The 18,098-nt window shown below is 39.0% G+C and carries 14 protein-coding genes; 7 read left to right on the top strand and 7 right to left on the bottom strand.

Features of this window, described 5'->3' with window-relative positions; translation table 11 throughout:
- Positions 1 to 45: 45 nt before the first annotated feature.
- Positions 46 to 1,206 carry an AAA family ATPase gene (locus ABVT42_RS20250; RefSeq protein ID WP_353897744.1) on the top strand — a complete coding sequence of 387 codons (1,161 nt, stop codon included), beginning with the start codon at positions 46 to 48 and terminating at the stop codon, positions 1,204 to 1,206.
- 46 nt (positions 1,207 to 1,252) lie between these two features.
- Here ABVT42_RS20250 and ABVT42_RS20245 read toward each other — a convergent pair whose 3' ends face one another.
- Entirely contained in the window at positions 1,253 to 2,029 is a 777-nt protein-coding gene (locus tag ABVT42_RS20245; protein WP_353897743.1) for a ferredoxin--NADP reductase, read from the bottom strand.
- A gap of 145 nt (positions 2,030 to 2,174) precedes the next feature.
- Complete coding sequence (locus ABVT42_RS20240) at positions 2,175 to 3,620, bottom strand: diguanylate cyclase domain-containing protein (protein WP_353897742.1); 1,446 nt, start codon at positions 3,618 to 3,620, stop codon at positions 2,175 to 2,177.
- A gap of 464 nt (positions 3,621 to 4,084) precedes the next feature.
- On the opposite strand from ABVT42_RS20240, the gene ABVT42_RS20235 reads away from it, so the two are divergent.
- The gene (locus ABVT42_RS20235; RefSeq protein WP_353897741.1) at positions 4,085 to 6,805 is read left to right on the top strand and encodes a sensor domain-containing protein; all 2,721 of its coding nucleotides are present in this window, start codon (positions 4,085 to 4,087) and stop codon (positions 6,803 to 6,805) included.
- A gap of 44 nt (positions 6,806 to 6,849) precedes the next feature.
- On the opposite strand, the gene ABVT42_RS20230 is transcribed toward ABVT42_RS20235, so the two are convergent.
- Positions 6,850 to 7,584: a helix-turn-helix domain-containing protein gene (locus tag ABVT42_RS20230; protein WP_353897740.1), complete on the bottom strand. Its 735-nt coding sequence runs from the start codon at positions 7,582 to 7,584 to the stop codon at positions 6,850 to 6,852.
- A 687-nt stretch (positions 7,585 to 8,271) separates the two neighbouring features.
- On the opposite strand from ABVT42_RS20230, the gene ABVT42_RS20225 reads away from it, so the two are divergent.
- Positions 8,272 to 9,807: a Re/Si-specific NAD(P)(+) transhydrogenase subunit alpha gene (locus ABVT42_RS20225; RefSeq protein WP_353897739.1), complete on the top strand. Its 1,536-nt coding sequence runs from the start codon at positions 8,272 to 8,274 to the stop codon at positions 9,805 to 9,807.
- Positions 9,808 to 9,809: 2 nt separating this feature from the next.
- Positions 9,810 to 11,183, top strand: a complete 1,374-nt coding sequence (pntB, locus tag ABVT42_RS20220) for a Re/Si-specific NAD(P)(+) transhydrogenase subunit beta (RefSeq protein WP_353897738.1) — start codon at positions 9,810 to 9,812, stop codon at positions 11,181 to 11,183.
- Positions 11,184 to 11,312: 129 nt separating this feature from the next.
- Here pntB and ABVT42_RS20215 read toward each other — a convergent pair whose 3' ends face one another.
- Together ABVT42_RS20215 and ABVT42_RS20210 are read right to left on the bottom strand one after the other, a co-directional pair.
- Positions 11,313 to 13,001 (bottom strand): efflux RND transporter permease subunit, encoded by a 1,689-nt coding sequence (locus tag ABVT42_RS20215; RefSeq protein ID WP_353897737.1) that lies wholly within the window; start codon positions 12,999 to 13,001, stop codon positions 11,313 to 11,315.
- A complete protein-coding gene (locus ABVT42_RS20210) occupies positions 12,913 to 13,929 on the bottom strand; it encodes an efflux RND transporter permease subunit (RefSeq protein ID WP_353897736.1) in 1,017 nt (338 codons plus the stop codon). Before ABVT42_RS20210 ends, ABVT42_RS20215 begins: the two co-directional genes overlap by 89 nt.
- Before the next feature lie 244 nt (positions 13,930 to 14,173).
- Between ABVT42_RS20210 and ABVT42_RS20205 the strand changes: the two genes are divergently transcribed.
- A complete protein-coding gene (locus ABVT42_RS20205; protein ID WP_353897735.1) occupies positions 14,174 to 14,410 on the top strand; it encodes a DUF1059 domain-containing protein in 237 nt (78 codons plus the stop codon).
- A gap of 76 nt (positions 14,411 to 14,486) precedes the next feature.
- On the opposite strand, the gene ABVT42_RS20200 is transcribed toward ABVT42_RS20205, so the two are convergent.
- Positions 14,487 to 15,209 (bottom strand): helix-turn-helix transcriptional regulator, encoded by a 723-nt coding sequence (locus ABVT42_RS20200; protein ID WP_353897734.1) that lies wholly within the window; start codon positions 15,207 to 15,209, stop codon positions 14,487 to 14,489.
- A gap of 223 nt (positions 15,210 to 15,432) precedes the next feature.
- On the opposite strand from ABVT42_RS20200, the gene ABVT42_RS20195 reads away from it, so the two are divergent.
- Together ABVT42_RS20195 and ABVT42_RS20190 are read left to right on the top strand one after the other, a co-directional pair.
- Positions 15,433 to 16,035 carry a fused MFS/spermidine synthase gene (locus ABVT42_RS20195; RefSeq protein WP_353897733.1) on the top strand — a complete coding sequence of 201 codons (603 nt, stop codon included), beginning with the start codon at positions 15,433 to 15,435 and terminating at the stop codon, positions 16,033 to 16,035.
- Between the two features lie 132 nt (positions 16,036 to 16,167).
- Complete coding sequence (locus ABVT42_RS20190) at positions 16,168 to 17,046, top strand: spermidine synthase (protein WP_353897732.1); 879 nt, start codon at positions 16,168 to 16,170, stop codon at positions 17,044 to 17,046.
- A gap of 94 nt (positions 17,047 to 17,140) precedes the next feature.
- Here ABVT42_RS20190 and ABVT42_RS20185 read toward each other — a convergent pair whose 3' ends face one another.
- Positions 17,141 to 17,791 (bottom strand): arylesterase, encoded by a 651-nt coding sequence (locus ABVT42_RS20185; RefSeq protein WP_353897731.1) that lies wholly within the window; start codon positions 17,789 to 17,791, stop codon positions 17,141 to 17,143.
- Positions 17,792 to 18,098 lie beyond the last annotated feature (307 nt).

Genomic DNA, 18,098 nt, shown 5'->3' with positions numbered 1-18,098 from the left:
TTGTTAGCTGAAAAAAATGACTGAATAGAAAAAATTATTGAAATTATGCTGTATGCTTTAGCCATTAAGAACTACCGTTCAATTTTAGAATTAATTATTCCACTTCAACAGCTCAACGTGATTACTGGCGAAAATGGTACAGGTAAGTCTAACTTATATAAAGCACTAAGACTGCTGGCTGAAACTGCGCAAGGTGGTGTTATTAATTCACTAGCCAATGAAGGCGGGCTTAATTCCACATTTTGGGCAGGACCTGAAAATATTTCACGGCGTATGAAACGCGGCGAGGTGGCTGTAGAGGGGGGACCGAGGCAGCAGGTTAAACGCTTAAAAATGGGATTTGCAGGCGAAGATTTTGGCTATTCTATTTCATTAGGGTTACCCAAACCCTCCAACTCGGTGTTTACACTAGATCCCGAAATCAAACGCGAGTCAATTTGGGTTGGAGACTTTTATCGGCCAGCAAGTGCCTTAGTTGATCGGAATGCGGCCGTGGTTAAAATTCGTGATGGTCGACAATGGCAGGTAGTCGAGCAATATTTACCAACTTTTTCAAGCTTGTTTGATCAGATAGCTGAACCATCTAAAATGCCGGAAGTGGTCTTAATGCGTGAAAAAATTCGTGGCTGGCGATTTTATGATCACTTTCGTACCGATAAAGACGCTCCAGCCAGACAACCACAGTTAGGAACTCGTACACCTGTGTTGCACCATGACGGTCATGATTTGGCTGCGGCTATTCAAACGATTGTTGAAATTGGTGATCATCAGGCGTTGGCTGAGGCAATCAGTGATGCTTTTCCCGGTGCCAACTTAACGATTCAATATGAAGATGATGGACGGTTTTCAATTCGATTTTACCAAAATGGACTGTTGCGACCATTGAGTGGCGCCGAGTTGTCAGATGGAACCCTACGTTATATTTTATGGGTTGCTGCTTTATTAACCCCGCGCCCACCTTCGCTGATGGTCTTAAATGAGCCTGAAACCAGTTTACATCCTGACTTATTACCTGCTTTGGCGAGATTGATTTTACGAGCAGCAAGAAACTCACAGGTGTGGGTCATTTCACATGCTAATCGGTTAATTCAAACGCTTCAACAGTCGGAGATTTGCCATACAATTGTATTAACAAAAGAACTTGGCCAAACCATCATACCGCAGCAGGATATTTTAAGTAAACCGGCTTGGCACTGGCCTGATTGACCAGTGCTCAGGAAGTAAAAAGCGGTTTTGTGTATTGCAAATCGACTTAAGATTCAACAAAGGCTCTTTCTATAACGTAGTCGCCTTGTTCGCCCAGTCTTGGGCTAATGGTGAACCCCATACCATCTAGAATTGTTTGTAACTCTTCCAGCATACTTGGGCTACCACACAGCATTACACGATCATTTTCGGGGCTGATGGGAGGTAAGCCAATATCTTCAGCCAGTTTTCCGTTTTTAAGAAGATCGGTTACTCGACCTTGGTTTTTAAATGGTTCTCTGGTGACTGATGGATAATAAATTAATTTATCTCGAACAAGCTCGCCAATATAAGGATTATTGGGGAGCTGATTTTCAATCAAATCTTTGTAGGCCAGTTCAGAAACTGTACGCACCCCATGAAACAAAACGATCTTTTCAAAACGTTCATAAATATCTAAGTCAAAAATAATGCTCATAAATGGTGCCAGCCCAGTGCCTGTTGCTAGCAGATAGAGGTGTTTTCCAGGCTTTAAGTCATCAACTACAAGTGTTCCTGTAGGTTTACGACTAACAAAAACCTCATCACCAGGTTGAATATGCTGTAGTCTAGAGGTCAATTCGCCATCTGGTACTTTAATACTCAAAAACTCCAGATGTTCTTCGTAGTTGGCACTGGCAATACTATAGGCGCGTAAGATCGGTTTTTTCTCGCCAGGCAGGCCAATCATGACGAATTCTCCGTTACGAAAACGGAGGCTCGCATCGCGTGTGGTTCTAAAACTAAATAAAGTGTCGTTCCAATGATGAACGCTCAGAACATTTTCAAGTGCTATATTTGCCATAATCGTGTTTTTACTAGTTTTGGTTCAATCCATTTAAAAAAAGAAATCTCATCGATTGGATGAGAAGTAATCAGTGTTATTTTAGTGCAAATGCAACAATTTGCAAGTTGAAATCAACATTTTAGCATAGTTTAACAGGCGGCTTTTACAGGTTTTTTATCTCATCAAAAAAACAGATAGCTTTTTGATGTGCTTTTGCTTCGTACATCGCCTGATCGGCCAATTCAATAATATCCATTAACTTACTGGAGTCGATAATTGAATTTTGTTGAATGGTAGTTTGACTGGTTTGATTAATCTGATCGGGTTTTAAATATTGAATTTGGTCGGGTAAATCATCAGGCAAAATACATATTCCTATGCTGCAAGAAATACTTACCTGAGTACCATTAGTTAAGTGAAAAGGTAACTCAATCGCTTGATGGATTCTTCTGGCAATACTTTCAACCACTTGAACTTGATTGATTCGAGGCATAACAATAATAAATTCATCACCGCCAATTCGAGCGGCGGTGTCTTCAACTCGAATTGATTGTGTCAATCGGTGAGCAATTTCCATTAAAACACGGTCGCCAGCTTTGTGACCATATTGATCATTGATTGGTTTAAATTTGTTTAGATCAATAAACAATAGTGCAAACTTGTCTTTTCGTTGACAGGTTTCTTCAAAAATCTGTTGTAGATTTGCCTCAAGATAATACCGATTGGGTAATTCTGTTAATGCATCATAGTTGGCGAGATCATTGAGTACTTTTTGACGTTTTCTAATTTCAGTAATATCGGCAAGAATACTGATGTAATGCAATAGATTATCCTGGTTATCGGTTACCGCTGAAATGGTTTCCCAAACATAAAATAAATTGCCACACTTATGCCGATAACAGACTTCACCTTGCCAAATACCTTCTAGCTCTAAAGTTTTCCAGATGCGGTTATAGAAAGTTTCATCGTGTTCGCCAGAACGCAGCAAAAAAGGCTTTCGCCCAACGATTTCATTTTCTTCAAAGCCCGATATTTTACTGAAAGCCGGATTTATCTTTACAATGGTATGCGAAGCATCGGTAATCATAATACCATCACCGCTATGACTAAATGCAATTGACGAAAGTTTGTCTTGCTCCTCGCGTCTTTTCTGTTCTGAAATATCATGAATGATGCACAAAATAAAAAAATTACTGTCAGTATCTGATTGGCTGACTGAGCTTTGTGCCGCCGCTGAATTTTCAATGAATACATCTGATTTACAAGTGGCAGATAAAAATACCCAGCGGGTGTTTCCATCTGGTGTCGTAAAGGGTAACTGAATGCCAAACTGTGTGCGGATGCCTCGAGTTAGCTCAGAAAAAAGAATGTCGAAACGGTTTAAATTATCTTGTGGAATAATCGTGCGAATATCAACATCAATTAATTGTTCTTCGGCATAACCAATAATTTGACAAAATTGTTGATTAACAATTTCAACTCTGCCAAGTATTGTCATACGACCAATTCCCATGTTGGTCTGACTGGCTTGCATAAGTAGTTTTTCTTGATCGAGATTCTTCACAACCAGCTCCTCCTGGAGCGATGATAAAGTGGCCGTATCAAACATATAATTCCTTTTCCTTTTGAGCTTGCATATTATTCAATTTAATCATTGTGGGTAGTTTAACTAAAACATTTGAGGTTTTTTTCGGATAGGTCACAAATTAGTAAAAATTAAATCTCCTATGTGATGCGAATGCGCACTATTTATCATTTTGACGGTGAAAAACTTTGGTCTTTAAGTCATTTATTCGAGTAACAAATGAATTTGAACGAGAATCATTTTTATCAACGAGAAAATGGAAAATACTCGAAATCCCTTTTTGTTTTCTGAATGGAGTGAACAATAGAATTGACATTTGACGTGGCGATATTAACTTGATTGACTGAGTTGCTATTTTGTTGAGGGATTGATATATTCGGAATCGCTTTCAATTAAGTAAGTTATTGAAATTATAATAATATTTATTATAAGAGCTATTTTTAGTTCTTTTATCGCAGTGAAGTAGTATGCAAAACTTGGGGCAAAGCATGTCTGAATTGTCTGTTCATGCTGTATTTGAAGACACCATTAAGTCGATGTTGCAGGCCACAGCCGGGCAACTGGGTTCTGACTTTTTATTTAGTATTGCGCAAACCTTGTGTGATAACTTGGGGCTTGAAGGCGCTTTTATTGGCCGCTGGCGCAGACATAATTATCACAAAGTAGAATTAGTTGCTGCCACCAAAAAAATTAAAATTGGTAAAAATTATTTATTCAATTTTGCTGATTCAATTTGCGAAAAAATTCTGTTTGAAGGTAATGCTTACTTTGATCAAAGTGAAAAACTGCTTTTTAAACATGACCCGCTTTTAGCACACAACAAAGTTAACAGTTGTGCGGGAACTGCCCTGCTAGACTCTAATAAAAACACCATCGGATTTTTAGTCGTTATTGTCAATAACCCGATTTCTGATATTTCCAGCTTGATGAGTATTTTGGAAATTTTTTCCTTTCGAATTGCGGCAGAACTTGAACGACAAGCCATTAACCAAAACCTTGATAATGAACTTAAAATTAATCAGGCGCAGTTAGACTCTGTGCCGGCGTTGATGTTTATGCTCAATCGTAAAGGAAAATTGCTGCGCTGGAATCAATATTTTTCTTCCCGCTTTGGTTATAACTATCATGATTTGGAAAATGGCAATTTATTGATGGCTGTTGATGAAGCCGATCGCACGCGAATTGTCTTAGAAATTGAACAGATTTTTGCGCAAGGTAGTGGTTCTGTTTATTTGAATTGTATTACCAAAAGTGGTGACTTAGTGCCCATGCTGGCAACTTTGGATACCAGTTTTTACAATGGTGAACCGGTGATGGTTGGTGTTGCTCTTGATATGACTGAGCAGCAGGTTGTTGAGCGAAATTTGCTGCGCTCTCAAGGGCGACTGGCACGCAAAAATTCGCAGTTAAGCCTGATTAATGAATTAGCCGAAGAGTTGCATAGTAGCCATGACACCCGCCATATGGCACGCCAGGTAGTTAATTTACTGAATGATACCTATATAAATACCTCTTTTGTTTTTGTTTTAGTTGATATGGCCAATGAATATCTTGAGGTTGCGGCTGCGAGCGGTATCAGTCGAACATTGCTTGAGAAGCGTAAGACTTTGCCGTTTGATACACCAGGTTCTCTCAGTGGATTAGCGCTAACAACTCGGCAACTTGAGGTGCTTCCTGCTTTACTTGATGATGAGCGCATTGACCAACAACTACGCGATGATTTATCCGAGGAGGGGATTGTCTCTGGTGCGGTATTACCATTTATTTATCAAGGTGAAGCGCTTGGTAGTTTGATTATTGGCCATAAATATGATGTTAAAATTTCTCCCGATGAAATTGAATTTTACCAAACGATTCGCAGCAATATTTCACTTGCCTTAGCTAACGCAAGACAGTTTAGGTTAATGGAAAATCTGGCAACTTTTGATACGCTAACCGGATTGCCAAATCGAAATGCATTGAATCGAGACAGCCGCGAAGCACTGCAACAATATCATCAAGCCGGTTGTTATCTTGGTTTGATTCTTATTGATTTAGATAGATTTAAAGAAATTAATGATACGCTTGATCATCAGATAGGTGACAAGTTGTTGCGTCTGATCGGCCCGCGCATAACTGCCAGAACTAATGACTGTGATTGTAAAGTTTATCGTTTGGGGGGAGATGAGTTTGGTGTGTTAGTGACAAATAAAGAATCTGATACATCAATAAATCATATCGCTGAGATTATTTTTTCAGCAATTACTGAACCATTCGCTGTTGATAGTTTTAATTTGGAAATTAATGCCAGTATTGGTATATCAGTGACAGAAGCAATTCAATCAAGTGCAAAGGAAATGCTACGCCGTGCTGAGTTAGCGATGTATCAAGCTAAAAATGAAGGCGGCGGAATCGCTCGCTATTCGTCAGAAATGGATGCTGATACGAATCAGCGATTTGTCATAATGGCTGAAATGGCAGAAGCCATTCGCAATAACGAATTGGTGTTACACTATCAACCTAAACTGGATATTCAAAGCCGGACAATTATTGGATGCGAGGCTTTGGTACGATGGGAGCATAAAACTTACGGGCTGTTACCCCCCTCAAAATTTATTCCTTTTGTTGAACTGACCCAGTTAATTCATCCGCTGACTTATTGGGTGATTAAAACTGCGCTCAAGCAGATTAGCGAATGGAAAGCTCAAGGTATTGAAACCAAGGTGGCAATCAATTTATCGACGCGTAATTTAAATGATGATCATTTGATGATACAAATTGACAAACTGATGCAAGAATTTTCTGTGAGTGCTGCCGATATTGAGTTTGAAGTGACTGAAACAGCATTGATGAGTAATCTTGAACGCGCGCTTAAACAGCTCGGTGAATTTAATGCCAGAGGGATTCGCTGTTCTTTGGATGATTATGGAACGGGTTATTCTTCGCTTTCGTACCTTAAAAAACTACCATTAGATATGCTGAAAATTGATCGTTCCTTTATTTCAAAAATGTTGCTTGATAGTGAAGATCGCATTATTGCACAGTCAACCATTAATCTGGCACACAATTTAGAAATGCAAGTCATTGCTGAAGGGGTTGAAGATGCGCTAACTTTGGAGAAGTTGGCAGAACAAGGTTGTGATTTAGCGCAAGGTTTTTATATTAGTCAACCTTTGAATGGCGAAGCATTTGCTGAGTTTTATCGACAATATCAACCTGATCAATGTTAGTAACAAGATAACTGTCTGAAACTGTTAACAATCACTAGCAATTTTTAGTTTTTGCGAAAAGGATCAAACAGGCTGAATTCCCAAGGACGTATGGCACCAACAATACTGCATCCTATTCTTTCGTTGAGTGGAATTGAGGCATCTTGCTGTGCCAATTCATTAAATTCACCAATTAATTTTTCAATTTTAGAATGCATTAATAATAACGTTGAACGAGAGATTAATGCCGAAGCAAACTGCATACTTTCTTCTGATTTAGCAAAACGAGACTGAAAAAACTCTTTGCGGATCTGTTGATTAAATAAGCGTTCGATCGGACCATTTTTTCGCCATCGGAAATTACGTGAAGTTAATAATTTAACGCGATTACCCGGTAATAAATCAATAAATTTAATGCGATCAAGGTGCGCGAGTAAGCGAATACCTTCATGTTCATTAATATTATATTGGTGAATGATAGTTTGAAAATCAACATCGTTAAGTAACATAAAAGCAACAAATAATAATTTGGGCTGTTTAACAAAATCTTCTTCTTGCTCTTCGCTTAACTGTTGAATCTGGTGCTGCTTTTGTTCGGCCAGTTTCGCTAAATCACAGATATCGAGTTTCATCATCTGACAAATCTGATCGAGTCGATGGAGAGACAGGTTTTCTTCTGAAAAAATTCGTTTAACACTGGCTTCACTTAATTCAAGGTGGCGGGCGACATCGGCATAGGTCAGTCCATTTTCTTTTAAGCAAGATTTGAGTGTTTGAATAAATAAAGATGTTTGCGCCATATTTTAAATTCCAAATAAACCTTATATTAAGAGCGTTGAACAAAAAGCAGGCATTAATTGCTGTTTTGAATCAATAACGATTGTTTGTATCTATTCGTTCCAGATTTCCTTTATACATTATTGTTATACTCAATGAAACAATCAAAATTTGTCAAGATCTGCATTAGTCTAATTGATTATGAATATCATTTCTTGATTAAGCGATGATTAAAAACCAAACCGATTCAACCTTTGAAACATGATTTATTCTTTTTTGCGATAATATAAAATATATATGACTGAAATAATAAAGAATTTATCGATTTTTCCTTATTTATTTATCAAATCTGATTAAATTAATTCCTTATAGTATTTAGTATTAAGTCATGGATTGATTTGTTTTTTCGGCAAATAGGCCTCGTTATAACTTAATGTTTTATTCATCATGACTATCGGTGCGATTATTGCTACTAAGGGCTATTTGCTTTTTTAAAAATTTAGACGTAAATTCGCTGCGAAAATTAAACAGGGTTTTGCCAATTTTTCCAATATTAAAATGAATAATGGGCTTGCAGGTAAAACCAGCGTCATGGTTTTCATTTAGATTATCGGGCTTATTGGTAACTTGCATTAAAAGTACGAGTTATCAATTTATGTCGTTATAAGGAATATTCTTAAAATCAAGAAATAAAGAGTCAGGGCTTAAAAATGCAAATAGGTATTGTCAAAGAGACGGTAGCCAGTGAGTCTAGAGTCGCTGCGTCGCCATCAAGTATTACTCAGTTAATTAAACTCAACTTTAATGTTGTTGTTGAATCTGATGCCGGAGCGCGAGCAAGTTTTTCCGATTCAATGTATCAGGAAGCGGGCGCCACTATTTTACCTGCCGAACAAGTATGGCAGTCAGACATCATATTTAAGGTTAATCCGCCATCAGAAGCCGAGGTTAATCAATTTAAATCAGGGGCAACCGTTATTGGTTTTTTCTCGCCCGCACAAAATGAAGCACTAATGCAGCAGTTAGCGGCTAAAAAGGTTAATGTATTAGCTATGGATGCTGTGCCTCGTATATCACGCGCACAATCAATGGATGCATTAAGCTCAATGGCGAATATTGCCGGATATCGTGCTGTAGTAGAAGCATCGCACCATTTTGGCAGCTTTTTTACCGGACAAATTACCGCAGCAGGAAAAATTCCACCCGCTAAAGTGATGATTATTGGGGCTGGGGTTGCTGGTTTGGCTGCTATTGGAACGGCGGGCAGCTTAGGCGCTATTGTAAGAGCCTTTGATACGCGACCGGAAGTGAAAGAACAGATTGAAAGTATGGGCGCTGAATTTCTTGAAATGGATTTTGAAGAAGAAGCTGGTAGTGGCGATGGTTATGCCAAAGTGATGAGCGAAGCTTTTATTAAAGCTGAAATGGCCTTGTTTGCCGAGCAGGCAAAAGAAGTTGATATTATTATTACAACGGCCATGATTCCTGGCAAACCTGCACCAAAACTGATTACCGAAGAAATGGTGAAATCCATGAAACGTGGCAGTGTGATTGTTGATTTAGCTGCTTTAGGTGGAGGTAACTGCGAGTTGACTGAAGCAGGCAAAGCGATTGAAGTTGACGGTGTTACTATTATTGGTTACAGCGACATGCCATCACGTTTACCAACTCAGGCAAGTCAGCTATATGCAAATAATATTCTTAATTTAGTTAAGCTTTTGTGCCCACAAAAAGATGGCAATATTGAATTAAATTTTGAAGATGAAATTATTCGTAACGTTACTGTAACTCGAGAGGGGGAAATCACCTGGCCACCGCCCCCGGTTAAAGTAAGTGCGGCGCCACAGGTTAAACCTAAACCTGTACAGCCTGTCGCTCAAAAGAAAGAAGAGAAAAAATCAGGGATTGGTAAGAGTCTAATGCTAATGGTTGCCGGTGGATTGTTCTGCTGGTTATCAATGGTTGCACCTGCTGATTTTATGCAGCATTTCACTGTATTTATTTTGGCGTGTGTTATTGGCTATTACGTGGTGTGGAATGTTTCACATTCGTTGCATACGCCTTTAATGAGTGTTACCAATGCCATCAGTGGCATTATTGTGGTTGGCGCATTATTACAAATATCCAGTGCTAACACTTTGGTGATGTGGATTTCAGTTTTTGCGGTACTTATCGCCTTTATTAATGTAGTTGGTGGATTTGTTGTGACAAAACGCATGTTAAAAATGTTCAGGAAGGAGGGTTAATCATGGATCAGTCACTGATTAATGGTGCTTACTTTTTTGCCGCAATTTTATTTATATTCAGCTTGGCTGGACTAAGTAAACAGGATTCTGCCGAGCGAGGTAACTGGTACGGCATTATTGGTATGACGATTGCGCTTGGCGCAACCATCTTGAGTCCCTCAGTTACTAACTTGCAATATTTGTTAATCGCAATGGTCATCGGTGGTGCGATTGGCGCGCGTTTTGCGTTAAAAGTCGAAATGACACAAATGCCAGAGCTAGTGGCTATTTTGCATAGTTTTGTTGGCTTGGCTGCGGTTGCCGTTGGATTCAACAGTTTTCTAGAGCATCCACCAATTACCGGAATTATGAAAAATATTCATCTGGTTGAGGTTTATCTAGGTATTTTCATCGGTGCTGTGACCTTTACTGGTTCAGTTGTTGCGTTTGGTAAATTACGTGGAATGATTAAAAGTTCACCTTTAATGTTACCTCACCGCCATAAAATGAATCTGCTCGCTGGATTGGTGAGTTTTGGTTTAATGATTTATTTTGTTCAGCAAGATGGTCATATGAATGCCTTGTTAATTATGACGGTTATTGCTTTGGTCTTTGGCTGGCATTTGGTTGCGTCAATCGGTGGTGCAGATATGCCTGTTGTTGTTTCTATGTTGAACTCATACTCTGGTTGGGCTGCCGCCGCTGCTGGATTTATGTTAGGCAATGATTTGCTGATAGTAACCGGGGCTTTGGTTGGTTCTTCTGGTGCAATACTGAGCTATATAATGTGTCGCGCGATGAATCGTTCATTTATTAGTGTTATTGCTGGTGGTTTTGGTACAGAAGTGAGCATTAATAATGATCAGGATTATGGTGAACATATCGAAACTAATGCCGAAGATGTTGCCGATCTTTTGAAGAATGCAAAGTCGGTTATTATTACACCCGGTTATGGTTTAGCCGTTGCGCAAGCACAATATCCTGTTTATGAAATGACGAAAAAATTACGCGAAAAAGGTGTTAATGTCAGATTCGGAATCCATCCGGTTGCAGGCCGCTTACCAGGACATATGAACGTACTCTTGGCAGAAGCAAAAGTGCCTTATGATATTGTGCTTGAAATGGATGAAATCAATGATGATTTTTCTGATACTGACGTTGTTTTGGTTATTGGGGCAAACGATACGGTTAATCCTGCGGCAGCAGAAGATCCAAGTAGTCCAATTGCTGGTATGCCGGTACTTGAGGTGTGGAATGCGAAACAGGTTATTGCGTTTAAGCGCTCAATGAATCCTGGTTATGCGGGAGTACAAAATCCATTATTCTTTAAAGAAAATACCATGATGTTGTTTGGTGATGCCAAAGACAGCGTTGATAATATTGTTAAGGCGATTTAGAGTAAAATAAAACGCTTAAGTTAATGCAGGGCGCTTTAGTTGATTTGAATTTTTATTCAGTTTACTAAAGTGCCCATTTTATTTTAGGTTAAGCTACTTATGCTTCAGGCTTGCTTTTAAGCCACTGACTCAGTTTTTTTGTTTCATAATACTCACCAATAACGCAGGTAAAAAGCTGAGTGTGAGCAGGGTAGAAAACAGAATCCCAGTGAGTACAATGATACCGACACCTCGATATAATTCGGCCCCTTCCCCCGGTATAAACACCAGTGGTGCCAAACCAAAAATGGTTGTAGCGGTAGACATTAATATGGGCATCAGTCGCTTTTTCACCGCATACCTCACCGCTTCAATCACATGGGCATTTGATTGTTGTAAATATTTACGCGTTTCATCAACGATTAAAATGGGATTATTAACTACCGTACCTAATAAAATTAAAAAGCCTAACATGGTTATCATGTCAAATGGCTGGTGAATTCCGTTCATCCCGAGTGTATTAAGCAGACTCCCAGTTCCATTTACTGCAATTAACCCGAGTAGTCCACCTGCCATACCTAAAGGTACCGTTGCTAAAATAAATAACGGGTATCGCCAATGGGTAAAAATGGCAACGAGTAATAAGTAACTTAGAACAATAGAAATTAAAAAGTTACTCGAAAGAGAAGCTTTGGTCGATTCCAATTGGTCTGCAGCACCACTAATACTGACAATAATTCCTTGTGCAATTTTTCCTTGCTGCCAGAGCTGTGGAAGCATTTGCGTTCTGACTAACTGCTCAGCGGTTTCCAGTGCGACGTTTCTCGGCGGGATGATATAAACGGTAACGGTTCGATTACTATCAACACGCCGAATACTGTTACTACTTTGACTGATGGTTAAATCAGTTAATGCATTTAATGGCATCACTTTGCCTGTTGGTGTGATGATTGGCGCATTGGCAAGTTGTTCGATACTTTGTTGATTCCCCGCATGACTAAATAAAAAAATATCAACTTTGTCATCTTCCAAGATAAATTCGTCTACATAGGCGCCATCGCTTAGTGCGGCAATTGAATAGCTTAAATCGCAGGCGCTTAAACCTAATTCCGCAATGCGGTCCCAGCGTGGACTAATTTCTATCATAGGTTGGTTAAGACTCAGAGAACCAGGGGCAGAATTGATTTGTGGATTTGCAAAAGTTCTTTCGGCGGCCTGATAAACCGCTTCGGCTGCGGCATAAAGCTCAATAATGTGGGGGCCTGCAATATCCACCGCAATAGCTCGAGTGCTACCATCATTGCTGGAAATAATCGAACCGCGCGATGAAAAAGCACGCATCCCTTCATAACTTTTGAATTTTTGTGTGATAGCATCCATCATTATCTGAATATTTTCCGGATCAACCGGTGCGCTCAAAAACCAAATGCGACCAACACTAACCCGCATACTATAATACGCTAGGGGCGGCATATGAGTTTTTCCGTTGATAAAGTCAGCTTCGGGAGCGTTAACATGGCTATCAAAATATTCTCGCAGTTCAATGCCTATTTTTTTCATTTCTGAAAGATTATAACTCGGCGGCGCTATCATCATGGAAAATGCTTTTGGCTCTTCGCCTTCGGGCAAATACTCTGCTGCCGGCATTAGCCAATAGGTGGCACCCATAATAGTGATAACAAATATGGCAACATAAACTCTCGCCGTTTTTTGATTTTTAATAAAAATATCAACAAACTTTAACCATTTATCAGACAGTTGAATTTGCTTTGCTTCGGCAGTTTCTTGTTGACTGACTTTGGCCAATGCAACAGGGACAACAAATATGGCAACCAGCATTGAAGTAATGATTGCTGCGCAAATAGCGATCGCAATAATCAGAATAGAGTTGTCCTGCTTCTTGCTGTACAAATAAAATTGGCGCGAATACCAGAACAGTTGTGGCGGTTGATGCAAGAACTGCTGGCCAGACATCTTGAACACCTATGATGGCTGCTTTAAATCGACTGACTCCTTTGTGCTTAGCCTGCATGATACTTTCTAAAACGACGATAGCATTATCCACTGTCATACCTATCGCAAATGCGACACCCGCTAATGAGATAACATTAATCGTTCGGTCAAATAAAAGTAATCCTAAAAATGCTGCAATCGTACATAATGGGATTCCGATGAGGCCAATAATAGTGGCCTGTATCGAGCGTAAAACACGAATGGCATTGCGTACCTGAGTAATGCTAATACCGCGTTGTGCGAGTTTTGCTGGATCAATTTTAATTTGAATCTGCCGTGCTGCGCCGCCGCCTACGCGAACTTCCGATATCCCGGGCACGGTTTCCATGCGTGGACGTATATAGTCTTCGGCATAATCACGCACTAAATCCATGTCGAGTTTAAGTGGATTTTCCTTTTGTGGACGCAATGTAAAATACATAAAAGCATTGTTAGAAAATGAATTTGCCAGAATTCGTGGCTGATCAACATTTTCTGGGTACGAAGGTACTTGACTCAAAGCATTGTTTACATCGAGGAGGGCATCATTAACTTCAATGCCAAATGGAAATTCCATTTCAATAGATGCTTCACCCATTTCGGCGTAAGAGGTCATGCGTTTCAAATTTGGAATCGTACGAAGATATCTTTCTTGTTCAATCAGTATTTCTTTTTCAACATCTTGTGGGGTTGCGCCGGGCCAACCTGTAATGACACTGATGGTGCGCACCTCAAGATCAGGAATCATCTGCACCGGAATTTTTAATGCACCCACTACACCTAAGTTGAATTTACATACGTAATTGATTGACTAATAGATGCGGTATGGCTCAGATTTTGTTATTGATGATAAATGACTTAAATCATCGAATACTTTATATCGGGTTAGTGCATGATATCAGGTTAGCGCATGGCGCTTATCGGCTGACTAATTCATCAGCTATAAAATAGCTGATGTGATTACTGACTAATACTGTATATTAATGATATGGTTAGACTAATTCATAGAGGAATTTTTAATGAAAACAATGACCTGTCTTCAACTTGGAGGTGCTTGTGATAAGCCGTTTAGGGCAAATACATTCGAAGAGATCGCCGAAATGAGTAAACAGCATGGTATGGAGATGTTTCAGCAACAAGATGCCGCGCATTTAGCCGCAATTAAAAAAGTTCAAGTCATGATGAGTGTACCGGGAGCAATGGAAAAATGGTATGAAACCAAGCGTCAAGAGTTCGAGAGTCTACCGGAAAGCTGAGTTGTAATCAGCCTTCTTAGGACAATAATGTTTCGGCGTTGAACGATTGGATCGCTGCTTTTTATTAGAGTATTTTTTAGCAATAATCCATATTAGGATCGAGTGAGATTTGTGCCTCGCAATGTTTTGTTTGCTGTTCGATATAGTCGGTAAGTGCTTGGCCTGGATATTCAGTATAAGTTTGCTCAAGTACTAAAATATGTTGAATCTGATCAACACGAAAAACGCGAAAGTCTTTGCGTAGCAGGCACCAGGCAACCAGTGTCCACACTTTTCCCCAATAGTATAGTCCCAATGGGTTCAGTTTTCGTTTAGAAATCTGCTGTTCCAGACTCTGATAGTTAATTTCGATAACTTGTTTTTGATTAATTGCCTGGCGGAGTGTTTCAAAATTATGTTTGTGTTGTGGATTAATAACAAAAGCAGGTACAAACAACTTGCTGGTTTCTAAATGGTTGAGCAGTTCCTTGGGTAACACGGCTTCGATTTTGTCGAGCGCAGTTTCTGCAGACATCGCGAGTTCTTGGCCTGCCCAGGCTTTAATCATTTTGACACCTAGTAAAATGGCTTCTAGTTCATTGCGGTTAAACATAATGGGAGGAATATCGAGAGAGTGACGCAACATATAACCAAGGCCGGGTTCACTTTCAACAGGGACTCCCGACAAACTTAAATCCTGAATATCCCGATAAATAGTTCGCTCTGAGACTTGCAGACGCTCTGCCAGTTGTTTAGCGGTTACCAGGCGTTTATTACGGAGTATCTGCGTTATTTGAAAAAGTCGGTCGGCTCTGCGCATAATTTTACTATTGAGATATCTATTTGCCCGGATTGTAGTGCACAAAGGCTTGTTTGAAAATATTTTGGGAGGAAATAACTAACCAATGGCTTTTTTGATGATTGACAAAACGGTTGCTCAGGGTAAATAAGCGCTGTATCTTATAGCCTAAAAATAAGATGTAATTTATTGAATGAAGAAATTTACCATACTTTTACTGGCCTTTTGTGCTGGATTTTCAATCATGAGCTTCGAGCTGCTTGGTGGACGAATGCTGGCACCATTTTTTGGTAGTAGTGTCTATGTTTGGGGCAGTATTATCACTGTTTTTATGCTGGCGTTATCCTTGGGGTATTTACTTGGCGGGCGATACTCAATGTTTCGTCCCAGCATTAATCGGTTTGCTGTTATTTTTATTATTGCGGCAGTTACCATACTCCCTTCAATCTTTTTTTCGCAAAATATATTCGAAGCCGTATTTGAGTGGATTGAAGATCCTCGCTACGGTTCGTTGTTAGCATCTACTGCGGTGTTTCTTGTGCCAAGTATCGTAATGGGAATGATTGCCCCTTATTCGGTTAGAATCATGACCGTTTCTGCCAATTCATCTGGACAGACTGCAGGTTTTTTATATTTTGTTTCAACGCTAGGAAGTGCAATTGGAACAATTTTAACGTCTTTTTATTTAGTCTTGTGGTTAGAGATAAATCAGATTCTTTGGCTTGTTTTCAGTATTTTAGCCTTTTGTGGCGCACTGGCATTAATTATGAATTATTGGATAAATATTGCTGATTCTGAGCAAGTGGATGATGAGAATTTGAAGCCTGAATTGATAACTAATGACTAAATATATAAGAACAGAGTTGATGGATTAAAATATTATTGAGGCTTTAAAAGTCTTTGTGATTTTTTAGTTGCTCAATAGGTTACTCGGATAATCCGGTATGCCTTAAAGGCAGAGGACAAAGGTAGAAAAGCGATGTATTTATTTTGGTTAATTGGTTGCTTGCTAGCATTAACAAGCAATTTTGTAGAAGCGCGACAAATTCATAAAGAGCGCTCAATTTACCGTAATGTGGTTATTATTGAAAAAGATGACGTGCGCTGTATGCGTTTTGAAACTCGTCGTAAGAAAATTGCGAATCAAGCATGTATTGATTTAAAGCAACCTGATCGACTTGTGTTTGAATATGCACACGGCGTTTTAGCTGGATATGCCATAAAGCCTAAGCCTGAGCGCATTTTAATTATTGGTCTAGGTGGCGGTGTGCTTTCAAATGTCATGCATCAAATTTCTCCTAACGCTGAAATTGTCAGTGTTGAAATCGATCCTGTAGTGGTCAAACTGGCCAAGCAATATTTTAATTATCAGGAAAATGATCAAGTTAAAACTGTGATTAAAGATGGTCGCGTTTATGTTAAGCGAGCACTCTTAAATAAAGAAAAATTTGATTGGATTATTTTAGATGCATTTAATGGTGACTATATTCCAGAGCATTTGATGACGCAGGAATTTTTAACAGAAGTTAAAGGTTTATTAACCGAAAATGGTATTCTCAGCGCCAATACTTTTAGTAATAGTCTGCTGTATGATTATGAGTCGGTGACTTATCAAAGTGTTTACGCTCAGCTTCAAATTTTTCAGTCGCCAACAAAAGGTAATCGAGTAATCTTTGCCTGTAATTGCAATGATTTTACTCAGTTTCCTAAAGCGTCAGAAGAGTTGATGCAACGGCTTAAAAAATATCAGGTTGACTCTGCTCAAGTGTTCTCAAGAATATCAAATAAAGTGAATTGGAATACTGAAAGTCAGGTATTAACTGACCAGTATTCGCCAGCTAACTTGTTAAAGCAATAGCAGTCAAGAGATGAATTATAAGTAATAAGTAATAAGTAATAAGTAATAAGTAATAAGTAATAAGTAATCGATTAAGTTTAGTTTATTGGCTTGTTCAATCAGTTAATGCACCATGATTTTTAAGGCGTTCAAAAATTCTGTTTGCTAATTGTGAGTAGCCTTCGCGATTTAAGTGAACAGGATCTGATTTCATGTTGGGATTTCTGAGTAATTGTGAAAGAATTTCTGGCTCAAAAACCAACTCATATTTTTCCGCTAGTTCCTGATAAAGTGGCGCACTTTGCGAGAAAAGTTTTTTTTCAGGGACGCCGATCAAAACAATTGCAATTTGATTATCTTGCGCAATTTCTATCATTTTGGCTAAATTTTGTTGAGTTTGCTCTCGGGGGTGATTTTGTAAAATATCATTGCCTCCCTCCATTAATATAACAATTGTCGGCTGATATTGGTTTAATACCTGTTGAAAACGCTTGAGTCCACCAGTAGTAGTTTCGCCAGAGATGCCCGCATTAATTACAGAAAGTCCTGTCAACGCTTCGAGAACCTGTGGATAGCTGTTTTCTCGGCTGGTTCCCACACCAACAGTTAAACTATCACCAAAAGCAATGATGGTTGAGTGATCAGTGAGTTTGGGTAAGGATGGGGAGGGGGTACAGCCTGCAAGGAGTCCGTAAATTAAAAAAAACAATAGACTTTTGAGTACGATTGCCTTTGTAGTTGAGTATTGGGCACTGATTATTGGCATAATATTTTGATTATTATCTATTAATGTTTTTGTTACAGAATACAAATGATTGAGTGCAAATTTTCAGAATTTTTATAATGAAAATTTTGTATTTGGGTTTTTATATTTGTATATTCGATAATATCTAGATTCCAGTTAGTCTATCTATTTAATGTTAATGGCTTAGTTAAGGGAGTACTGTGTTTGTATTGATAACAGTATTTAGTCGTCCCTGAAAAAAGAAAAACTCATCAATTTTCTCTCAAGGAAATGCACGTTGAAGCGCTTTTATCATTGAGTTTAACGCAACAAATCTCGTCAGGCGATT

Source organism: Aliikangiella maris (assembly GCF_040719265.1).
In the GTDB taxonomy this organism is placed as follows: Bacteria; Pseudomonadota; Gammaproteobacteria; order Enterobacterales; family Kangiellaceae; genus Aliikangiella; species Aliikangiella maris.
Note: the sequence above shows the minus strand (reverse complement) of the source record. Positions and strands in the feature narration are given on the sequence as shown.

Coding starts and splice junctions, on each gene's coding strand:
- ABVT42_RS20250 (WP_353897744.1), top strand. CDS start 46: ATGCTGTATGCTTTAGCCATTAAGAACTACCGTTCAATTTTAGAATTA.
- ABVT42_RS20245 (WP_353897743.1), bottom strand. CDS start 2,029: ATGGCAAATATAGCACTTGAAAATGTTCTGAGCGTTCATCATTGGAAC.
- ABVT42_RS20240 (WP_353897742.1), bottom strand. CDS start 3,620: ATGTTTGATACGGCCACTTTATCATCGCTCCAGGAGGAGCTGGTTGTG.
- ABVT42_RS20235 (WP_353897741.1), top strand. CDS start 4,085: ATGTCTGAATTGTCTGTTCATGCTGTATTTGAAGACACCATTAAGTCG.
- ABVT42_RS20230 (WP_353897740.1), bottom strand. CDS start 7,584: ATGGCGCAAACATCTTTATTTATTCAAACACTCAAATCTTGCTTAAAA.
- ABVT42_RS20225 (WP_353897739.1), top strand. CDS start 8,272: ATGCAAATAGGTATTGTCAAAGAGACGGTAGCCAGTGAGTCTAGAGTC.
- pntB (WP_353897738.1), top strand. CDS start 9,810: ATGGATCAGTCACTGATTAATGGTGCTTACTTTTTTGCCGCAATTTTA.
- ABVT42_RS20215 (WP_353897737.1), bottom strand. CDS start 13,001: ATGCTGGTTGCCATATTTGTTGTCCCTGTTGCATTGGCCAAAGTCAGT.
- ABVT42_RS20205 (WP_353897735.1), top strand. CDS start 14,174: ATGAAAACAATGACCTGTCTTCAACTTGGAGGTGCTTGTGATAAGCCG.
- ABVT42_RS20200 (WP_353897734.1), bottom strand. CDS start 15,209: ATGCGCAGAGCCGACCGACTTTTTCAAATAACGCAGATACTCCGTAAT.
- ABVT42_RS20195 (WP_353897733.1), top strand. CDS start 15,433: ATGAGCTTCGAGCTGCTTGGTGGACGAATGCTGGCACCATTTTTTGGT.
- ABVT42_RS20190 (WP_353897732.1), top strand. CDS start 16,168: ATGTATTTATTTTGGTTAATTGGTTGCTTGCTAGCATTAACAAGCAAT.
- ABVT42_RS20185 (WP_353897731.1), bottom strand. CDS start 17,791: ATGCCAATAATCAGTGCCCAATACTCAACTACAAAGGCAATCGTACTC.